Consider the following 20,278-nt stretch of genomic DNA (forward strand, 5'->3'; position numbering starts at 1 on the left):
CGACATGAGTTCAAACCTTATTACATATGACCAACTGGAAATTACCCCTTATCAATTCAGCCGTCTGTCCGAGCTTCGGATCGAGCAACAACTCAATGAGCATGCCAGACTGACTTTAACGGGGATCGTTCCCGAGCAATTGCAAGATAGCTATGTCGACACGACATCCCTTCACACCCCTATTGAGGTGAGACAGCGGCTTGCGGACGATTACGCGACCTTGTTCAGCGGGATCGTGACGAATGTCCGCATGAAGAAAATTGGAGAAGTGTACTCTATTGAAATTGAGGCCGCCTCTTACACCTATCTTCTGGACGTTCAACCGCATAATCAATCGTTTCAGCATCGCAGCATGACTTACGGGCAGGTGCTCGAACGGGTAATCTCTTCCTATCCCGATGCAGACGTGATGGATCTGGCTTCCGGCGGACAAACGCTTGGCCAGTTTGTACTTCAGTATCAGGAAACGGATTGGCAATTTTTGAAGCGTATGGCTTCCCGGTTTCACACTTATCTTGTCCCCGTCCCCTATTTTGCCGCACCTAAATTCGTTTTTGGCATTCCCGAAGGAAAATGGAAAGGAAATCTGGATGTACACTCCTTTACCGTAAACAAGCGGATCAGTGAATACCGCGACATTACGCAAAACCATGGAAAAGAAGCGAACGAGCACGATTTTATCTCCTATGAAGTACATACGAATGAGATGCTAGAGCTGGGGACTCAAGTGGTATTTCGGCAAAAAGAGTTGTTCGTCTGTGAAGCCGTATCTGTCATGACGGAAGGCATCCTGCAGCATGCTTACGTACTCGCGCCCCGGCAAGGCTTGGTCGTTCCAACCGCATACAATACAGCCATTATCGGACTATCCCTTCAAGGAATAATTTTGCACGTCAAGCGTGATCAGGTGAAGGTTCATCTTGAAATCGATGATGAGCAGCATCCGCAGGAAGCTTCCTGGTTTCCGTACTCGACCATTTTTGCTTCAGAAGACAATACGGGCTGGTACTGCATGCCGGAGGTAGGAGACAGTATTCGCATCTATTTTCCGAATTCTCGGGAAGAACGGGCGATTGCCATCAGCTCCGTGCGAAGAGAGGCGCCGGACGCGGCTCGACAACCGGAAGATCCGATGTGCAACCCGGATATTCCCTATTTAAAAACGAAGCATGGACAAATTATCAAATTTTTGCCGACTGGCATCGAAATTATGGCAAATGCAGGCGTCTATATCAAGCTGACCGACGATGGAGTCATCACCGTCGCAAGCCCGAACAAGATTCACTTCTCCTCGACAGAGGAGATTTCGTTCGAAGCGCCGGACATTAAAGTAGCCGCTGGCAAATCTCTAAAAATGGAATGTCAAGGAAACTCCATCGAGATCAAAGAAGGCGAAATCAAAATTAGCGGCTCGCAAGTCAAAACCAATTAAGGACATAGCAACGATGAAAAAAGAAGAAGCATGGCGCCATTTTAACGCTACGGTCGTAGAGGATGTAACGGCAGAACACATTCGGCGTCTGCACGCCTATTATATCGAGCACAAAGACGCGCTCGCCCGGGAATGGCTAGAGACGTTCGAGGCATTTTGCCTGAAGATTCGAACGATGCAAGAGAAGGGTGAGAAATCTCCAATCGGGTTTATCGTTTGTTCCATGCTGCGAACCTCCCTCCTGTCCGGCACATATACGAACAGGCTGCAAGCGTATGACAGCACGTGGTTTCTTGACGCAAGCGAATGCGAGGCGGACTATTCGGCGGCTTGGGCATTCCGCTTCTGGGAACAATGGAAGCACGACTTGAATGTTCGAAGGAAGGCCTATTTTGATGCGATCAGTGAATCGCAGGTAGAACGTTTGGCCTTGCAGAAAGCGCCTTTGTTTCATTTGTACGTTCACCATCTCATCCGTTACGCAATGCCTCAGCTCCTGACGATGGAAGAGTTTCGTCCAATTGCCATGGCGGAGCATTTTGAAATCCGGGCAGGCGAGTATATGGATATTAGCGAGCAAGTATATCGCGAAGAGCGGCAGACAAAAGATCCGATTCAAGCGCTAAAGTGGCTCAAAAAGAAAGAAGAATTGGCGTATGTATACGAAATCATCCCCGCTATTGACGGTTCCGGTGGAGATTTCGCAGGATTGGATTTTCGATATACGGTTTTCCGGCAAGCGGATTTAACCGGCAGCGATATGCGCTTCTGCATAGGCGTGGGGACCCGTTTTGAAGCCTGTAACCTGCGGGAAGCGGATGTTCGTGCCTCCTGCCTGTATGACGCCGACCTGCGGAGCTGCGATCTCCAAGGGGCCGATCTCAGCGAAATCCATGCGAACCAAAATACGTGGGATGCGGAACAATGCCGGTACTACGGGGTCGAGGGTATAAACTTTACGGGCGCAAACGTTACCGGAGCCTCGTTTGCTTACGCAGAGTTAGCGGGAGCGTATTTTATCGACGCGATCGTAGACGGTGCCGATTTTACCGGAGCCAATCTGGACGGCGCACTCTTTTCCAAGGAAGCTGCGGAACGGCTTGTTTTGGATGAGAGTCAGCGACGCAGCATTCGATGGGTATAAAAAGTATCAACGAAACTTTTAGAAGGAAACGGCGGGAATCGCGATGGATTATTTCCTAATTTCACAGGATACGAGAATACAAAGCGCAGTGCCGATCGTTCCCTCCTCCGCAAAAGTATTCGGGGGCAATCCAAACCAGGATCCCCCTATTCTGTATGTGCGGCATCACGAGAACAACGAATATCCGGATTACTTGGAGCGGCCTTTGCAGCTCGTATCCAACGGTTTTAAAAGAATACTGAAAAAATATGTTCCCGCTCTGGCTTTGCATATGGCGATTCTAATCGACAAGCAAAACGGCCAGCAGCAAGTGTATTGGCATCCGGAATTGGATGTCATCGATTGTAAATCCGCACACAGCGAGCATGACCCCTTAGGTCTGGTAACCCGCCTGATCCTTGACGAAAGCCGTATCGGAGACCAGGTCATGTTTCATGTACCTAGTGTTCTTCAGCCCTATACCGTCATCCGGTTGGATCTCGCGGAAAGCCTGCTGCGCAGGGACTTGTACGGATTTCAGTTAACAAAAGCAGAAACGGTGAAGGGAGACGAGGAACATGGCGGGTATACAAGATACCGGTGACGTGAAAGCGACTTATGTCGTACGGGGAACCCCTATTCGCTGCTCCTGCGGCAGCGCTCCGGACGTGTTGAATTTACCATCCAGCCATGGGGTAACCGTGAAGGAACAACCACTGCTCAATATTACCGACTGCACAGTCGGCAAAAACATCATCTCCTTCGGGTCATGCAACAATCCGAATAATCCCGGCGCCAAGGAGGAAATTACAACAACCAGTTGGTTCTTTTTCACATCAACAACCGAGATCGATAAAGCGGCGAACGGGATGCTGCCCTGCCAGCCTGTGTTCGAGCCAGGGACCCGGTGGATGCAAGACAAAGAAGACGTTCTGGTCGGCGGTGAGCCGGTTCTGACCGAGAAAGCAACGCTAGTCTGCAAATGGGGCGGCATCATCCTCATGGACAAGAAAGGATAAAACCGACGGGCAAGAAAGGGGGCGAATGTATGAGCGCCTTTGAAATAACGATGGCCAGCCGGGAAATGAAGCTGCGCTGGCCCTATGAGCTGGAAGCGGTAACTGCCATCAAGATCGTGCGACAACCGGGCGAACATGCGCGGGTTTCTTTTAGCGGAATCATCCCGGAAGAGCAGATGGAAAAATATATGGAAGCCGCCAGTCACCGCGATGTGATTGAAGTGTTCAAACGGGTCGGAGAGCGGGACGAACGCATCTTCGCCGGTACTGTCTCTAACCTAACAATTCGCATGACCAGAGATGTCTACGTAGCCGAAGTGGAAGGCATCTCCTCCACCTATGAGCTGGATACAAAACGTCGTTCGCGCAGCTTCCAAGATCGAAGCATGAGCTACGCTGACGTAATCGGGCAAGTGCTGCAGCATTACCCGCATGCAGATTTCATCGATATGGCGGGCGGAGACCGGAGTATCCGCAAGTTTTTACTGCAATACGAAGAAACGGATTGGCAGTTTCTTCAGCGTCTGGCTTCACATTTCGGCACCGTTTTGGTACCGGATGTAACCGAGGCAAAGCCCAGGCTGTGGTTTGGGATGCCGCAAATTGACCGACATATCGAGCTTGGCGAAGGTTCCTACGTTGTAACGAAAGCATTGAAGGACTATATGATTTCGACGGCTCAGCAAGGTCAGACGGATTTGACGGAGGAAGATTTCAGAGCCTATGAGGTCGTAAGCGACCAACTGCTCCCTGTGGGAAATACGGTTACGCTCCGCGGCAAAGAGCTTGTCGTGGTTGGATCGACAATCGAGCTGCATGGCGGCAGTGTCAGAATGACCTACACGATCGCTTCTCCCAAAGGAATATGTCGGCCCTATCGTGTCAATCCGCTGCTAACCGGATTGTCGCTGGAGGGAAGAGCGATAGCCGTAAACCGGAAAATGGTGAAGATTCATCTGGACATCGACGACGATGAGCCACACACAGGGACGAGTTGGTTTCCTTATGCAGCAGAAGGCAACAATGCATGGTACAGCATGCCCCAAGCAGGGTCACGCATCCAGCTCTATTTTCCGGATAGTAACGAAAATCATGCCTTTGTCACCAGCTCTGTTCGTGGATCGGGAGATAGCATGAAGAGCCATCCGAAGATGAGTAATCCCAATGTAAAATCATTCGTCAGCAACTATGGGAAAGCAATGGAATTGGGCGAAGGAAACATCACCTTCACAAGCGGCAAGCTGTCCATTACAATGAATGACAAGGACGGAATACAGTTTACAAGCTCGAAGAAAATCAGCGTCAAGCCTGGTGAGGAATTAACGATCGGATGGACTGATCCAAGCGCAGACCCGGACGCGCCCCCTCCCCCTCCTCCGCCGAAGCAAGTCAGCTTGAAAGCGACGAAGAGCTTAACTCTCATGCAAGGACCGATGAGCGGCGTCGGGATTGATGAAATCCATAAGCTGTTGGCTTCGAAAATACGAATTACCGGCACGGTCCCGCAGAACTATCCCATGCTGAGCTCGGAAGGCCAGCGGCAAGCGGTTCAAGCGGCCGAGAAGCTCGAAGCTTACAAAGCTTATGTTCACGAAGCGAGCGAGGAGCGCAAAAACAAGGGCATAGCAGGCATCGCGGGCGGATTGTTCAATGCCGTGTGCGGGGCTATGATCTGCGCCGTTGGCGTAGCAGCCGTAGGCTTCGGCGCTCTCACTAGTTGGACGGGAGTCGGTATTGCTGTAGCTGCCGCAGGAGCTGTTGCAGCAGCATCTGGGGCATACATGGTCGCTTCGGGAATAGCTGATATAGGCGAAGGGATTCAAGATGTAAATTTCGCAAATAAAGGAGACTCCGAATCAAAGTCATTCAACTTCATCAGGGACACCCTGTTTGACGGCAACGAGGACAACTACCGAATGTCCGTAGACATTGCGATGATTACAGGGGGCCTGTTCGCTGAATTCGTGGCTCCTATGGCTGCCTTAGCCGTAGTGGTAGGTGGCGTGAGATTTTCCAATCGGATGTCGAGTAAATCTACACCACCCGGCGCCGGGGAAAGGAAACCGCAGCGAGGCGGTCCCGGTACGAATAAGCAGATGGAGGATGCGGAAGCTCCAAGCACAGGGAAAACATCTGGGAAGCCTTCGGAGACTGAGGAGACGGGTAATCCATCTCCGATAGTGTCAGTGGTGTCTAAGTTAAGTCCAGAAGTTGAGAAAAAAATACTTGAAGGACAAAGAATTACAGGCTCTAATAAACTCATAGGAGGGCACTCACCAAATATTAATAATGCGAACCCAAACTATGCTGTTCAAGAAATAAGAGTAAATCCTGATGGAACAAGGAGTGTGAAATTTACTACACAATTTCCTGATGGAAATCTATCAAAAATAAAGACAAGTACTTTATTTCCCGAATCATGGTCTGATGCTGGAATTATCAATTCAATCAAAAAAGTTGGTGATTCTCCAGCTGTAGGGATACGTAGCTCAGAAGGGCTAACTCTACATCGAGGGATAATACATAGTGTAGAAATTGAAGTTATAAAACATGGAGATGATATTATTTCTGGTTTCCCAGTTGGAGGAAAACCAACAACAAATTTTGATCCAATACCTTAGCTTAACTGATAGGAGATGCTTCGACTTGTACGATAAATTTAATCAATATATTACTGAATTTTCTGATGAAAACAGTAAAAATGATTTTTGGTATGATGTTGGTGCTATAAGAGCCACTGAAATTTTATCAAAATTCACTCAACAAGATTGGGAAGTTTTACTAAACGAAATTAGTAATAAGACTGTGGAATGGAAACGCAATTTGGCTTATTGTTTGGATGATGCAAATAATATTTATGAACTGAGAGCTCTATTATTATTGATTGACACTGATGATGAAGAATTAATAGAAGTATGTGCAGATTCATTGAGAAGTTTTATCAATGCAGAGAATAAACAATTAATATTGAGTAATAAAAGTCTTATAGAAAACATCAGAATAAAAATGAATTGCTGCGGTAACGCAACAAGAGCCGTGTTTGCAGATTTCCTTCAAAGATTAAGTAATTAAGTTAGTAGTTTAAGCTTGGTGGGGCTACCCCATTAACGATTAAACCCAAACACTTAAAAAACTTGACAAACAGCTTGATAAACTTATCAAAGGCTTATTCCACTCGAACGCTGAGGAATGAGCCTTTTTGCATGGGCAAAACCAAAGGAGGGAAAGATCGATGACGAAGCAAGCATAAGTAAAGATGTTGAAGAATACGCGGTAACCCTAGAGGAAGAAATAATAATCATTACCGGAAGGCATTGGAGTAGGTTAATGGTACAAGCAAGAGGGTCTGTAAAATAAATTGTATAACCTCTCAACTGAGATAAATTTGTCAATACTGACTACTAGATCAAAGTTGCTAATGCCTCAATTATGTGATTATTTTAAAGTAAAAAAATTTAGGATGTAGATATATGAAAAAAATAAATTATTATGATCTTTTTGTTAAAGATGATATTCATACCGGTGAACATATCTTTTATATTGATCAGGATAAAACAGTACCTTTTAACGGAGTAATAGTAGACTATAATAATGGGCTACTTGTCTGGGAATTTGACGTGCAAGATGGTTTTAGAACCGGTATTGAGAGAGTATACTATCCCACAGGCGAGTTGCAGGAATTAAATGAGACCGATCATAATACGACGAATGGTATTGCAAAAGAGTTCTATAAGAATGGTCGATTAAGATCTCAAAGTATTGTGGTTAGAAATGTTCACATAATTACTATAACTTATGATGAAACAGGAGATATAGTAGAAACATGGGAAATAAGTGAAGAAGATCCGAGCTATAATGTTGTTCGTGACAGAATTCCTGAATATAGAAGCCGTTATAAGCTAGAGGAATAATTATCATCATCATTAAATGAGTCTTTAGGGAGATAACAGTCTGGTAAAAATACCTTATCCGTTACCATACTAGACGGTTGAATGAAGCCTTCTGGATGCTAAAGACTTGATGGATTTCGTTGTGGCTTACTATGTAGTCTAAGATGGGCGGTATTCGCCCATCTTTTATTAACTCCGGGAATGGTTGTGAAGCGACAAGGTCTTTTTCACAAGCTGATCGGCTTGCCGAGTCGTTTCGGGCAACCGGAATTTCGGTGAGAGTTCGAGTATCCATTGGCAGGCAGTCGCTAAGGATATCCGATGGCCGATGGAAACAAAGATGGGATTAATATTCTTCTGTGTTCTTAATACATTCCCGATGATCTCACAGTTATCGATTAATGGTGACTGGGCTCCCCTATGTTGATCGGGTTCTGTAAAATTACCTGACAGCTTTGTTTTTCCACACCCGATGGTGGGGATATCATAAAGGACCCCCAAGTGACAGGCTAATCCAAATCGTCTAGGGTGGGCGAGCCCTTGTCCGTCGCAAACGACTAGCTGCGGAGTGGTCTTTATCTTTTCAAATGCTTTTATAATCGGAGGAAGCTCTCGGAACGAAAATAAACCTGGGATATATGGGAATTGAACCGTATCTTCAATAACAACGGATTCTACGATTTTCAATGAATCTAATTCTAAAACGACAATCGCCGCAATTAGCGTGTCATTGTTTTTGCTATATGCAACATCTACTCCGGCAACATGATGAATCGGGTCAAGCCGGTCCTCGGTGATCACTTTTTGAGCTAATTCCCGCTGTAATTCAATGGCTTCCATCTCGCTTAAATTCCACCGATGCCGTATAACAGCTTCCAATATGAATTCCTCCAATAATTAAACGAATGACCATCTCTATGTTATCCCATTTTAGGAAGCCTCGTCAAAAAGCATCGCTTCAAACCCGCCAGAGTGCCGCAGAGTAATGCAAGCAATGACACAGTCTTGGTAAAAATATGGAGATTTTCACATGAATTCAAAGTCCAATATTGCCAATAAAAGAAACAAAGCCCTGCCGGCTGATACAGATACATAATTTTAGAAGGAGCTTTTAGCTCGGAAGGCCAGCGGCAAGCGGTTCAAGCGGCCGAGAAGCTCGAAGCTTACAAAGCCTATGTTCACGAAGCGAGCAAGGAGCGCAAAAACAAGGGCATAGCAGGCATTGCGTTCGGATTGCTCAATGCCGTGTGCAGGGGCTATTATATGCGAAGTTGGCGTGGCTGCCGTAGGGTTCGGCGCACTCGCTAGTTGGACGGGATTCGGTATTGCTGTAGCTGCCGCAGGAGCTGTTGCAGTAGCATCTGCGGCATACATGGTCGCTTTGGGAATAGCCGATATAGGCGAAGGGATTCAGGATATAAGCTTCGCAAATAAAGGAGATACCGAATCAAAAGCATTCAACTTCATCAGAGACACCCTGTTTGACGGCAACGAAGACAACTACCGAATGTCCGTCGACATTGCGATGATTACGGGGGGCCTGCTTGCGGAATTCGCAGCTCCTATGGCTGCCTTAGCCGTAGCGGTAGGTGGTATGAGATTTCCAATCGGATGTCGAGTAAGTCTACACCACCCAGGGCTTCTCAAGGAAAACAAACCGAGGCGCCGGGTGAAAGTGGCTCGCGTGTTAGCACACCTGACAAAGAAAATACTGTAAAGTATTACAGAGTGCAAACCAAGGGCGAGCACGGCAGCTTTGAAGGAATGATTGTAAATGATGACGGAACTGTTTCTGTAGTGACTAAAAAAAGTAATTTAAATGTGAGTGCTGAAACTTCAGAACATGCAGAATATTTCTTGCAAAAAAAAGGCGAAGGATCTTACATTATTGAGTTTGAAGTTGATAATTGGTTTCATGATATGATAATGGAGAATGCAATTCCTCAGAAATATTATAAAAAGAACCCTTTAAATCAAGGTAGAACCGCGCCGAAAATAGTTGACCCTCATCAGCCAGGATTGTCTCTTGAGCTCCACCTATCTGGATCGATTGGATCGAAGAATTCGCTAAAAATGCTAAAATACTTAAGTAGGGGGGTGTTCAGCTTTGAAAGTAGAACCAAATTTTCCTGATACCGTGGTAGTTTTAGTGAAACATGAAGGAAAACATAATTGGTATGTGAGCGAAAAAGAATTATGGATTATGGATTTGCTAGCATTAGACAACGCCTTCAGAAGAAAACTCAATCAACCTGAAGTAACTGAAACAGAGGCTGATTATGAAGAACGTGTAGGATGCGAAATACTGTCTGAAAAAAATATAGGACAGTTTCAAGAAGCTATGAAAGAATATAAAGTAAACTATACAGAATTGGTTGATTACTTTAACTTGTATTCTGAGGTATACTTGGATGGAGTGAATTCCGAAGTTGAAACCTCCTTTTATTTAGATTTTGACAACAAAATTTTTTACTCGTTTTTTGGAGAACCTGGATCTTATGAAGATTTTGTTCCAACTGGCTGGTTGGGAATTTATGAAAAAGATGCTAAAAAAATAATTCCGGAGAATGCAAAAAATAATGGAAGGATGAGCTTCTTTGAAAAACCAGATTCAAATTTTTGAAGATGAATTTCTTATTGAAAACTCTGGAGAAACTGCAACGGGGGTTACAATAGTAGTAGATGGGGATTTTAAAAAAGTTTTAGACATTATGGACAATTTTATTATTTTAGAAGATGATTTACAAAATGGGGATACTGGAGAATTAGTTAAGGGTGTTAGAATTATGGTTGAAGGAAAATTTAAAAATTTACTTGATTCAATAATAGAAAGCAATTCTTCATTTAATAATTATTCCGAGGTCATCGGTTCTGCAATCACAAGTGGAATTACAGAGATCATTTCTGAGTTAAAAAGCAAAAGATCTTAGATTATTCCTTTTGATTTACCAGAGCAAAACCCGTACAATACAACCAACACAAGAAACACAAGAACTTGACAAACTTTCAAGGTTTATTCCAACTTGACTATGAGGAGGAATGAGCCTTTTTTCATGCTCTAAATTAGCGGAGACCGGAGCATCCGCAAGTTTTTACTGCAATATGAAGAAACGGATTGGCAGTTTCTTCAGCGTCTAGCTTCACATTTCGGCACCGATGTGCTGGCGGAAAACGGATACCGCACGATAATGCTCGACGAAGTCCCCAATGGAAATGGTTTTGGTGGAAACGGATATGGTATTAATCCTAATAAAAACCCGGACTTCATAATAGAGCGGCAGGTGTTTGATTGTTATGCTCCTGAATCAACTAATCTAAAGAACATTCTTAAAATGCTCAGAGATAAAACTACGGATCAAGCAAGAAGAGTAGTGTTAAATTTAAATGATTATCCTATTGAAAAAAGGGCTGAACTTATTGAGTTTATATTAAGTCAAACTCACAAGGATTTAAAACATTTAAATGAACTATTAGTCTCATTGAAGGCCGTCAAGTAACTAGAGCGTATTGGAGGTATGAGTAAAATGGATTATTCGTTATGTATTGGTTCTAATTTGCCTAAAGAAGAATTGGGGAATTTGCTCTACAATATGATATGCGAAGTATTATTTGTAGAATTAATTGATTATGAGGCAGAAGTATGGAATAGGTCTTATACTCAACGCGTAAGTGTCAGTTGCACATATTTTTCAATGAGCATTAATTTAGATGATGAGGATGACTATACAGAACGTTATCGGAAGGCAAATCTCGAAGCATATGGTGTAGATACGAATGTTTTTATTAGTATTCAATTTATAACTCGATTATTTGATATCGGGTATCTTAAATTTCTTGAATTATTTGGAAAGCTGTTGCGGTTGAACGATCTAGACATGCTTGTAGAAAATCATTCCTCCTATCCACAAATGAAAAGAATAAAAGGGTGTTTAAAGATCAATACCCATTCAGATGAATATCAAACCAGTTATTTAGATAAAGAAGATCTAGCACTACTGAACTATCCTTATTTAGAAGAGGATTTTTTCGAAAATAGTGAGTATAGAAAGTAACCCTTTATTCACCGAATTGATCAAACCATCTTGCGCAATGAGGCCTAATACTTCCCAACCTATGAGTAAACCAACGACATTATGGGCTCTTGCTCTATCGCCTTCACTCGCTTTGCAATCTGTTCATCTTGATTGGCCCAGGCGAGTATGGCTGATTGCAGTTTGGTCATATGCGAGAAGCTTGAGTACACCAATGCCTGAAATTTTTCTAACTTGGGTACTGATGTCTTGGTCGTGCGTCTGTGACACCAGGGCAAAGTATACGCGTAAATAATTTTACAATTAATTTTCATGCAATTGCCCTTCGTGACAGCTACGCTGGTACAGGGCCGAAAATAGGAAAAAGCGCCAACTAAAAACTCGGCGCTTTTTATGCGTATCGTCGACATCGTACCTGCTCGAAGACATCCACTCAGCGGCAATGCCGCCGCCATGTTCAAATTACTGCGGGTGGTAGCTTCTTTGAAAATCGAGTTCATAAGGTACGCTTGGATCAATTTCACCCGGCATGACAGCCCCAGTTGTTACAGACAGGGTGTCGCCAGCCGGAACAAAAACTTGCCAATCAGAACGCCCATTTGAGTTCCACAACTGTTGAGACGCTCCCAGACGAGGGCCGCTAACGCCTACAGATAGGATTCCGTAGCCTTGTTTGGTCGTACCCTTAGGCTGCCAGAAATAGAGGTAATATGTTTGGTCCTTACCCGTGCCGTTATACCAGGAAAATTCATGTCGGGTATGTTTTTCTGAAAAGTATCCGGTAAAATCATCGTTTGGGTCAGAAAATATATTCGTACGATCGTCCCTAGCTATACCGCTTGCGAAGGCCGATGTGCTGAGCGACATACAAACTGCTAGTACTGCCACAACGGAAAGGATTTTCTTCTTCATCGTTCACTTCTCCTCCTATTTTAAAGCGAATTTTGTATTACATATAAATAGACGCCCTCACCGCTTAACCGCCAATCCCCTCCCCTTCGATTATTGTTGAAGCTTAAAGCTCAGCATCCCACAATCCGCATGAATCATTTGAAAATTCCGACTTTTATTCAGAGTTCATTTCCAAAAGATCAACGTCTCCTGTAGTATTCGCCAGACACAGGATGACGATTTGCGATGAATAGTGGGTTGAATTCATACTATCTCAAATAAGATACCCTATAAATACCGCAAATGAGGTATTTATTGCTCACCCGGTAAATTTGCGTATGAAAGCCACTTTGCTATTGACTGCCGTCTTTTCATAAATGGTCTTCAGCACCGTACGGACGGTATGCACCGAGAGATAGAGGGATTGTGCGATTTGTACGCAGGTCTGACCTTGAAGCCATTTATAAGCTACTTCTTTTTGCCGTCCGGTAAGCTGGTATGCTGCAAACCGATCGTAGACATCCTCACGTCCTCCCCCCCCGATATCCGCTTGAAGCCGTTTTTCAGCCTGGGTGGCGATATACCGCAATAAAGGGATAGCGAAGGTCGGGTCAATTTCGACGGCAAACATTAAATTTACATAGGCTTGAACGACTCCTCCAACCCGTATCGGAACGCAAATGCAGTTCCCATCCCGAAATAATTGAAGCGTATGCTCATTCCCCCGAACGATAGCTGTCATTCCCGTTTCCATCGCCATAGCTATCGCACTGTACCCGGAGTGCTTAATCGTACACAATGTTCCAGGTCCAATATTGATTAACCTTAGATTCTGCAAAATATCGTCTTTCCCCCCGAGCTCCAGGATGACTCCTGAAGGGTCGGCAATGACAAAAAAATGTGTTATGTACAATAATTCCTGCATGGCTTCTATTTCGCTCAACAACACCCGGATGAGCGCTGAATGCGATACAAGCTTTTCACGTATCCTTTCAGGCGAGAGCCGAGATATACGCACTGTATCCCTGTGCAGGCCGGCGGATTTGATCTGCTCATCCCACTTTTTTAGCACTTGATGCTCCATGGTCGCTATGCTTGCGACCGGATAGTCTGTACGCTGTAACCAATCGGCAAAAATAATCACATTTTCGACCTCCCAACCAACTATAGATAACGTCGCGCCGTATGAGATTCTTTTCATGCAGTATATGGAATTTGCCACGCTGTCAGGTTATGCTGCCCCTCGTTTTTTGTAGGATTGAGGATTGACGAAAAATTGGAGACAGTTGAATTATACTACTTTATACCTATTTTTCCAATAATAAACTCTAAATTTTGATATATCCGCATCCAGATTGGATAGAAGTGGTATAGCAGTATATATACGTCCGATCAAATATCTCGTCCATTTTAAAACGCAAACCCGGCATAGTTAAATTTTTTATCGAGATCGTGTTGTTGTATAATTTTTGGATGAAGAGAGGGCTTACTTACGATGACCTTTATGTTACTTGAACATTCCGCGCGTCCGTTGAGGCTCCAAGGCAACAAAATAACGGCTGCCACCGTCATTCCTTTAAGCAAAGCACGGTTGTCTGCTGGCGATTACGTTGGAGCCACGAGCGGTCTGATCATAAGACTGATCAGTTGCAGCGGTCACCTGACTCCAGGGCCTGAGGCCAAGGATGCGTTTTATCTTTCAAACGCGACGCCCGCGACCTTGGACGAAGCGGCTGCAGGCGCACAGGACGGAGAGGTGTTTGTACCCACCCATGGAACTTGGCGTATTCAACGGCTGCTGGCAGAAGGTATCAAGCCGCTTCACTGGCCGGATTCCTTGGACGACTACTGGATCACGGTGTCGTTCGTTCAAAACCATCTTGTCCGAGGCTGCGGATGGCTTCGCAAAACAGGGGCAACCGGCGAGATGATCCTTGTAAACGGCGAATTAACCAACGGCAGCTCCATTACCGTCACAGGGATGAAAACATTACGGCAGGCCACCGTCGAGTGCGAATGCCGGGATTTTGCTCTCGTCGAAGTTAATTCGATCTCTACATAGAATGAGGTGCTGTAAATGAAATCGTTGGATGAACTCATTGACGAATCGGAATCCACATGGCTGGAAGTGCAGGACTGGGTTGCCAAAGCGGCCAACACTGTCGAGATTTTACCTGCGAATCCGCAAGAAGCCGCAGAAGTGCTGCATCAACTGCAAGTGACGACCCGATCCGTATTGGGTACGGTCGCGTACTATACCGGTGGCATTCTCATCGAGAACGGTTGGCTGCGCATCTTGGGCTCCGGCAGTCGTCGGCTGCCGAGGAATTTGATCACGTGGAATGAAATCGACGCCGATGGAAAAAGCACAAGACTTCCTTCATCGTTCTTAATAGCCGACGACGTAGTTGGTGGCTTTTTTGCGCTGAACGGCGGAGCTTTCGAGGGTAAGCCGGGAGATGTGTTTTATTTTGCTCCCGATACATTGGAGTGGGAAAGCTTGGATATGGGGTTTTCGGATTTTTTATATTGGACTTGCTTTGGCGATGTGCAAAAATTTTATGAGACTTTTCGTTGGGAAGGCTGGGCGGAAGAGATGCGGCCTATCGATGGAAATCAGGGGGTTTTGATTTATCCGTTCTTGTGGGCGGACGGCGGCCCCGTTACCGATCGCGCCAGATCCGTCGTTCCGATCGAAGAACTATGGAAAATTTTTGTAATCGATAGTAAACTTAAATGAGAAAGTACTAACGGATAAGATTTCATCGAAAATGGAGTGTGATCGCTTATGAGAAACTCCTTCATCCTTGGGCTAGGCTGCTTGCTCGTTATCGCACTGACCGCTATCTTTTTGCAAGACCCTGCCATAGTTTATACGTATGCCGGGATATTCGGGCTGATTTTTATAGGAGTGGCGGCCATCCTTACAGGCTCCTGGGTAAGCGGTGATCGGGCGAGGGCCAACTATTGGACCAGTACCGCCAATGATAGAGCGGCCAGAGGGAAGTGGGCAACGTATTGTTTTATGATCGGATTCCCTAACCTGCTCCTGGCCGCCGTCGTTTATTTCGCTTGGATGTAGTCTAAAAAAAGCCGTGCAAGTCCATCAACCAAGGACCGCACGGCTTTAAACCCATCAGCGAATCGGGATCCGCATTTCCAGTTCCTTATAAAATTCGATTTGCGGCATCGTATAGGTCGTCAGACGAACGGGCTGCTCTTTATCCAGCGGCGAAAACTCTTGTACGTACGATTGGAAGCAATGACAAACTGAACGTCATTTTCTCCCATAACTTTATCCTCCAGCTCGATGTGTACGGGTTTGCCCTGCCACAGCTCCTGCATCGCCTGACGTGCCCCTTCCACCGTCTTCCGATCGAGCTCCGTCAGCGACTTTCCGATCAACTCCTCTGCTGCAAAAGCCTTCTGCGGCAACTGCGCCGCCGGAATCGAAGCCATAAACAAGCCGCCGCAACCGTTGTTGCGATCAGGATTTTATAAGGTTTCATTGTACATCTTCCTCTCCCGCATATTCAATACACCCCATTAGAGTCTTGGCAGTCTCCGTTTGGTTCTCGGCGGCGCAAATTTTTTCGCCAGGCTTTCTACGAGTGCAAAATTCTCTGCGTCCATGACTCTTTTAACATTTCAAAATTTTGCCTTAATTGTGTTTATCAAGTAGAATAGTTCCGTACCTTATTCGCGCGAGGGGGCCGGTGTTCTTTTCTTATTCGATATGTCATATTTTTTTAGTTGAGAGATTTTTCTGGAGGCGGTGATCCTGATGTCCGATCCGAACGAATTCGGGTCCCAATATTTCGAGAAAATATTAAATATGGTCGACGTGGGCGTCCATCTGGTGAACCAGGAAGGCACGACCGTCTTTTATAACGACAAAATGGCGGAGATCGACGGCCTTGCGCGGAAGCAAGTGCTGCATAAAAATATTTTTCACGTCTACCCTTCCTTAACCCACGAAACGAGCACGCTGGCCAAAGTGCTGCAGACTGGACAAGAGGTGCCCGAAAAAATACAGACCTACGTCAACGTTACGGGCAAACGCATTACGACCATCAACCGCACGTATCCGCTCTTCGATAACAGCCAGCTTACGGGTGCTCTGGAGGTCGCCAAGGATATTACAAGCATCGTTCAGCTTCACGATCAAATTCTGGACCTGCGTCACCAGCTGTACCAAGCCAAGCAGAAGGACGGCAAAAAGACGGGTGCGGCACGCTATCATTTCAGCGACTTAATCGGAGAAAGCCCGGCGTTTCTGGAAGCGGTTTCTACGGCCAAAAAAGCGTCTCGCACCAGCTCTCCCGTCTTCATCTGCGGGGCTACGGGCACAGGCAAGGAGTTGTTTGCCCAGAGCATGCACAACGCCAGCGTCCGCCGCAATCATCCGTTTATTGCACAGAATTGCGCCGCCGTGCCCGGCGACCTGATGGAAGGCATCATGTTCGGTACAACCCGGGGCGCGTTCACTGGAGCGGTGGACCGAGCGGGCTTGTTCGAGCAGGCCAGCGGCGGCACGCTGTTTCTGGACGAGATCAACAGCTTGGACCTGCTGCTTCAAGCCAAGCTGCTGCGGGTGCTGCAGGACGGCATCGTGCGGCGAATCGGGGGGACGACGGAGCAGCAGGTGAACGTCAGAATCGTGGCGGCGATGAACATGGAACCGCAGGAAGCGCTGGACAAAGGCATTTTGCGGCACGACCTCTTTTTCCGGCTCAATGTTGTCAACCTGCAGCTCCCGCCGCTGCTGCGCAGGCATGAGGACATTCCGCTGCTCGCGCAGCATTTTATCGAGAAGTTCAATCCGATGTTCGGCATGAAAATTATGGGCATGGCTCCGTCCGCCATGCAGCGGTTCATGGCCTACGCTTGGCCCGGTAACGTTCGCGAATTGGGGCATGCCATCGAATCCGCCTTCAATATGATCGAGCCGGAAGAGGAGATCATTGAGGATCATTACCTGCCGGCGAATCTGAGGGAGGCTCCCTGTCCCGTGCCGGCCCCCGCTCTGCGGAAGCCGGACCTCACGGCGTTCCCGGCAGGGAAATTAACGGACCGGATGAAGCAGATGGAGCGGGAGGCGATCGTCGACGCGCTCAAGCGTCACGGGTACAACATCAGCCTTGCCGCTCAAGCATTGGGGATCAAGCGGCAGGCTTTGCAGTACAAGCTGAACCGGTACGGGATCGCGAGGAAGCCGTAGTCTTATTACCTTTCCGAAGGGCAATCCCTCCAACGCAATAGGGCTCCGAGGGAAAAATAACCCCGGAGCCCATGGCTTCATGCCCTAATTGTAACAGAGAAAAATCAGGGCTCAGCTGTTTTTAAATAAAATGAAAAGGCCGTTTGTTCAAAAGGTGTGCTGCGGACAACAATTTCGCCCCCGTGCTTCTCGACCAATTTTTTGGTTATGCTTAACCCTAACCCGCTTCCGCGCGAAGCTTCGAGAGAGGGTCCTCCCCCTTTATAGAGACGTTCAAAAATAAACGGGATATCGGAAGGATCAACGCCTCTCCCACGGTCCCACACTTCGATCCAGACCCTCTCCTTGTCTTTTTCTTCCCACACTTTAATGCCATGCGTTTTTCCGTCATGGCCGTGCTGAATGGAATTGGAGATCAGATTGTTCAAAATTCGTTCAAGCCCGGATACATCCGCCCAGACAAAAACCCGGTGACGAGGGAGCTCCAAAATCGGAACCGTTTCTTTTTTTTCAAACTCCTGCACGAAATTCACAACGATTTCCTGCAGCTTGGCCGTCAATTCGACCCTTTGAAAGTTCAAGGGAGCATCGTCGGCTTCCAATTTCGCCCACTCGAAAAAATTCCGGACCAATTCGCTTAAGCGCTGAGACTTCGCAAAAATAATATCGATGTATTTTTTGGCCGCGGCTTCGTCCCATGCCCTATCGTTCTTTAACATCTCGGCATAGCCGGAAAGCGAAGTGAGCGGAGTCCGCAAGTCGTGCGCGATATGGGTCATGATTCTTTTCTGCACCGCTTCCAGATGCTCCATACGCTCGGTAAGCGTCCTTACGCGTTCCGCAAGCAGATTCAACTGCTCGGCCAACCTCTTCAGGGCCATGCTGCGGGTTCGGATAAATACAGGGCCGCTTTCGCATCCGGACTGAAACTCCAGCAGCGTTTGGGTGATGCTTCGTATTTGCCTGAGGCATTGGATATAAGCAGCCAATAAAACGGCGCAAGCCGCCATAAAAAACACGAGAAGGATCGAAACGGCGCTCATTGGCGTTCCTTCCCCCCCAGCCGATACCCGATTCCCCATACGGTCTGAACATACTCGGGTTGCGAAGGGTCCGGCTCGATCTTCGTGCGAAGTCTTCGGATATGGACCATCACTGTATTTTCGTCCGTCTCGGAAGCGTAAGGGTCGTCCCATATTTGCTCAAAAATTTGCGTTTTCGTAAATACTCTTTTGGGCGAGGACATCAATAATTTTAAAATGGCAAATTCCTTTGAAGTCAGCGCGACAAGCCGATCATTCACACTCACTTCCATCGTACACAAATTCAATTTCAAGCCGTTGTAGGTTAATATGGAAACCGGAGCTGCGTCCGAATGGCCGGGTCGAAAATAAAGATAACGGCGCAGTTGGGCCTTCACCCGGGCCAGCAATTCTCCAAGCAAAAAAGGCTTCGTGAGATAATCGTCCGCGCCCAGGCCCAAACCGACGATTTTATCGACTTCCTGATCTTTGGCCGACAAGATCAATACGGGAATTTTGTCCGTTTCACGGATTCTGCGCAGCAGCTCCAATCCGTCAACCCCCGGCAGCATAATATCCAGAATCGCCAAATCGTAATGCCTATCCAGAAATCTGCGACACGCCTCTTCCCCGTTATGAACCATATCTACCTCGTACCCTTCCTTCTCAAGCGCGCTTGCGACAAGCTGGCTAATTTCCAAATCGTCTTCCACAACCAAAATAGAAATTGAACTCATTATTATTCACCTTCTTGGCAATCTTTCGCGATAATTCCATGGTACTCCATCCTTGCCCCGAATGTAAAATTATTCCTGTCTCTAAGGTAGGAATCAACACGTCTATTGCCTGTCATGAGTTCAAAAGAGCTTGCCGACGCCAGCCGTTCGCCTGCGCCTAATTACGCCCTTTCCTCGTAATTGGCGTTTTTTTTCGTATACACGTACAAACCGACCAACATGGACAATACAACGACGGTTCCTGTCACGAATAACCCCGTGTCCCATAAAGGCATATCCGGCAAGTTGCTTGGATAGTGCGAATATAAATAGGGGAGCAGCCAGGGATTCAAGTTCATATATTCGCTGGACATTACGGCCAGCATAAAGCCGGGAATGAGAATTCCAAGGCTCGCCATAGCTAGTATTACGGTGCTTCGTACCCATAAGGCAATGCAGGCGGACAGCGGAACAAGCCCGATATAGATCAGCCATGTCAGAACAAGCTGCATAAACTGGCGGCTCAGAATAGCAAAGCCCGCAGGCTCGGAGAGCAGCGGCAGTCCAATCAATACACGCATCGCAAAGGAAAGAGCCAGCAGCATGGCGATGATCGCGGCCGCCGTTGCCAGCTTAGAGAAATACCATTGGCTTCTGCGAAACGGGTAAGTAAAAAGCATGCCGGCGCTTTGCAGTCCAATATCCCTTGTGAAGAGGTAGCCCGTAATAAAGGTGAACAGTGCAGGACGAATCCAGAGGTTCATATATCTTTCGTTTAAAAACATATCCCAGGTCAGGTCTTTGGCACCAAGCTGCAAGAAGCATGAGAAACAATCCGCCATAACCAAAAAGGCGACAATCCAACCCATTTTCGAACGTTTGAACTTCATCAGCTCTGTGACGGTTTGCGTCAGCATGCGGTTTCCCTCCTTC

23 protein-coding genes are annotated in these 20,278 nt (G+C 46.6%); 16 read left to right on the plus strand and 7 right to left on the minus strand.

Features of this window, described 5'->3' with window-relative positions; genetic code table 11:
• Positions 1-4: 4 nt before the first annotated feature.
• From ET33_RS26330 to ET33_RS36695, 7 genes are all read left to right on the plus strand, one after another.
• Positions 5-1,432: a contractile injection system protein, VgrG/Pvc8 family gene (locus tag ET33_RS26330; RefSeq protein WP_036689233.1), complete on the plus strand. Its 1,428-nt coding sequence runs from the start codon at positions 5-7 to the stop codon at positions 1,430-1,432.
• 13 nt (positions 1,433-1,445) lie between these two features.
• Positions 1,446-2,576 (plus strand): pentapeptide repeat-containing protein, encoded by a 1,131-nt coding sequence (locus ET33_RS26335; RefSeq protein WP_051775631.1) that lies wholly within the window; start codon positions 1,446-1,448, stop codon positions 2,574-2,576.
• Between the two features lie 43 nt (positions 2,577-2,619).
• Positions 2,620-3,159, plus strand: coding sequence for a hypothetical protein (locus ET33_RS26340; protein WP_051775633.1), 540 nt, complete (start codon positions 2,620-2,622; stop codon positions 3,157-3,159).
• The gene (locus ET33_RS26345; RefSeq protein WP_051775635.1) at positions 3,134-3,574 is read left to right on the plus strand and encodes a DUF4280 domain-containing protein; all 441 of its coding nucleotides are present in this window, start codon (positions 3,134-3,136) and stop codon (positions 3,572-3,574) included. Before ET33_RS26340 ends, ET33_RS26345 begins: the two co-directional genes overlap by 26 nt.
• Before the next feature lie 29 nt (positions 3,575-3,603).
• On the plus strand, positions 3,604-6,195 hold the full coding sequence (locus tag ET33_RS26350) for an EndoU domain-containing protein (protein ID WP_036689236.1): 2,592 nt from the start codon (positions 3,604-3,606) through the stop codon (positions 6,193-6,195).
• A gap of 25 nt (positions 6,196-6,220) precedes the next feature.
• Positions 6,221-6,646 carry a hypothetical protein gene (locus ET33_RS26355; protein WP_036689237.1) on the plus strand — a complete coding sequence of 142 codons (426 nt, stop codon included), beginning with the start codon at positions 6,221-6,223 and terminating at the stop codon, positions 6,644-6,646.
• A 398-nt stretch (positions 6,647-7,044) separates the two neighbouring features.
• Positions 7,045-7,485, plus strand: coding sequence for a toxin-antitoxin system YwqK family antitoxin (locus ET33_RS36695; protein WP_051775637.1), 441 nt, complete (start codon positions 7,045-7,047; stop codon positions 7,483-7,485).
• Between the two features lie 168 nt (positions 7,486-7,653).
• Here ET33_RS36695 and nfi read toward each other — a convergent pair whose 3' ends face one another.
• The gene (gene nfi / locus ET33_RS26365; RefSeq protein WP_051775661.1) at positions 7,654-8,304 is read right to left on the minus strand and encodes a deoxyribonuclease V; all 651 of its coding nucleotides are present in this window, start codon (positions 8,302-8,304) and stop codon (positions 7,654-7,656) included.
• A 771-nt stretch (positions 8,305-9,075) separates the two neighbouring features.
• On the opposite strand from nfi, the gene ET33_RS37785 reads away from it, so the two are divergent.
• The 5 genes from ET33_RS37785 (at position 9,076) to ET33_RS26390 (ending at position 11,516) form a co-directional block, all read left to right on the plus strand.
• Positions 9,076-9,597 carry a hypothetical protein gene (locus ET33_RS37785; protein ID WP_235206823.1) on the plus strand — a complete coding sequence of 174 codons (522 nt, stop codon included), beginning with the start codon at positions 9,076-9,078 and terminating at the stop codon, positions 9,595-9,597.
• Positions 9,572-10,087, plus strand: coding sequence for a hypothetical protein (locus ET33_RS26375; RefSeq protein WP_036689244.1), 516 nt, complete (start codon positions 9,572-9,574; stop codon positions 10,085-10,087). The genes ET33_RS37785 and ET33_RS26375 overlap by 26 nt, the downstream gene beginning before the upstream one ends.
• The gene (locus tag ET33_RS26380) at positions 10,062-10,394 is read left to right on the plus strand and encodes a hypothetical protein (RefSeq protein WP_051775639.1); all 333 of its coding nucleotides are present in this window, start codon (positions 10,062-10,064) and stop codon (positions 10,392-10,394) included. The genes ET33_RS26375 and ET33_RS26380 overlap by 26 nt, the downstream gene beginning before the upstream one ends.
• Positions 10,395-10,652: 258 nt before the next feature.
• Entirely contained in the window at positions 10,653-10,961 is a 309-nt protein-coding gene (locus tag ET33_RS26385; RefSeq protein WP_051775641.1) for a CdiA C-terminal domain-containing protein, read from the plus strand.
• 27 nt (positions 10,962-10,988) lie between these two features.
• On the plus strand, positions 10,989-11,516 hold the full coding sequence (locus ET33_RS26390; RefSeq protein WP_036689246.1) for a hypothetical protein: 528 nt from the start codon (positions 10,989-10,991) through the stop codon (positions 11,514-11,516).
• Positions 11,517-11,957: 441 nt separating this feature from the next.
• On the opposite strand, the gene ET33_RS26400 is transcribed toward ET33_RS26390, so the two are convergent.
• Positions 11,958-12,407, minus strand: coding sequence for a hypothetical protein (locus ET33_RS26400; RefSeq protein ID WP_036689250.1), 450 nt, complete (start codon positions 12,405-12,407; stop codon positions 11,958-11,960).
• 298 nt (positions 12,408-12,705) lie between these two features.
• Entirely contained in the window at positions 12,706-13,530 is an 825-nt protein-coding gene (locus ET33_RS26405) for a helix-turn-helix domain-containing protein (protein WP_036689253.1), read from the minus strand.
• A 351-nt stretch (positions 13,531-13,881) separates the two neighbouring features.
• On the opposite strand from ET33_RS26405, the gene ET33_RS26410 reads away from it, so the two are divergent.
• The 3 genes from ET33_RS26410 to ET33_RS26420 are packed head-to-tail and all read left to right on the plus strand — an operon-like array spanning position 13,882 to position 15,468.
• On the plus strand, positions 13,882-14,448 hold the full coding sequence (locus tag ET33_RS26410; RefSeq protein ID WP_036689256.1) for a hypothetical protein: 567 nt from the start codon (positions 13,882-13,884) through the stop codon (positions 14,446-14,448).
• 15 nt (positions 14,449-14,463) lie between these two features.
• Entirely contained in the window at positions 14,464-15,126 is a 663-nt protein-coding gene (locus tag ET33_RS26415; protein ID WP_036689261.1) for a DUF2625 family protein, read from the plus strand.
• Positions 15,127-15,174: 48 nt separating this feature from the next.
• Positions 15,175-15,468 carry a DUF5316 domain-containing protein gene (locus tag ET33_RS26420; protein WP_036689264.1) on the plus strand — a complete coding sequence of 98 codons (294 nt, stop codon included), beginning with the start codon at positions 15,175-15,177 and terminating at the stop codon, positions 15,466-15,468.
• A gap of 119 nt (positions 15,469-15,587) precedes the next feature.
• Here ET33_RS26420 and ET33_RS26425 read toward each other — a convergent pair whose 3' ends face one another.
• On the minus strand, positions 15,588-15,845 hold the full coding sequence (locus ET33_RS26425) for a hypothetical protein (RefSeq protein WP_036689268.1): 258 nt from the start codon (positions 15,843-15,845) through the stop codon (positions 15,588-15,590).
• A 325-nt stretch (positions 15,846-16,170) separates the two neighbouring features.
• Between ET33_RS26425 and ET33_RS26430 the strand changes: the two genes are divergently transcribed.
• On the plus strand, positions 16,171-17,607 hold the full coding sequence (locus ET33_RS26430) for a sigma-54 interaction domain-containing protein (RefSeq protein WP_036689270.1): 1,437 nt from the start codon (positions 16,171-16,173) through the stop codon (positions 17,605-17,607).
• Between the two features lie 104 nt (positions 17,608-17,711).
• Here the strand turns inward: ET33_RS26430 and ET33_RS26435 are convergent, their stop codons facing one another.
• The 3 genes from ET33_RS26435 to ET33_RS26445 form a co-directional block, all read right to left on the minus strand.
• The gene (locus tag ET33_RS26435; protein WP_051775642.1) at positions 17,712-18,650 is read right to left on the minus strand and encodes a sensor histidine kinase; all 939 of its coding nucleotides are present in this window, start codon (positions 18,648-18,650) and stop codon (positions 17,712-17,714) included.
• Positions 18,647-19,366, minus strand: a complete 720-nt coding sequence (locus ET33_RS26440; protein ID WP_036689273.1) for a response regulator transcription factor — start codon at positions 19,364-19,366, stop codon at positions 18,647-18,649. The genes ET33_RS26435 and ET33_RS26440 overlap by 4 nt, the downstream gene beginning before the upstream one ends.
• A 161-nt stretch (positions 19,367-19,527) precedes the next feature.
• A complete protein-coding gene (locus ET33_RS26445; RefSeq protein ID WP_036689276.1) occupies positions 19,528-20,262 on the minus strand; it encodes an ABC transporter permease in 735 nt (244 codons plus the stop codon).
• Positions 20,263-20,278 lie beyond the last annotated feature (16 nt).

It is taken from the genome of Paenibacillus tyrphae (assembly GCF_000722545.1).
GTDB classification, from domain to species: Bacteria; Bacillota; Bacilli; order Paenibacillales; family NBRC-103111; genus Paenibacillus_G; species Paenibacillus_G tyrfis.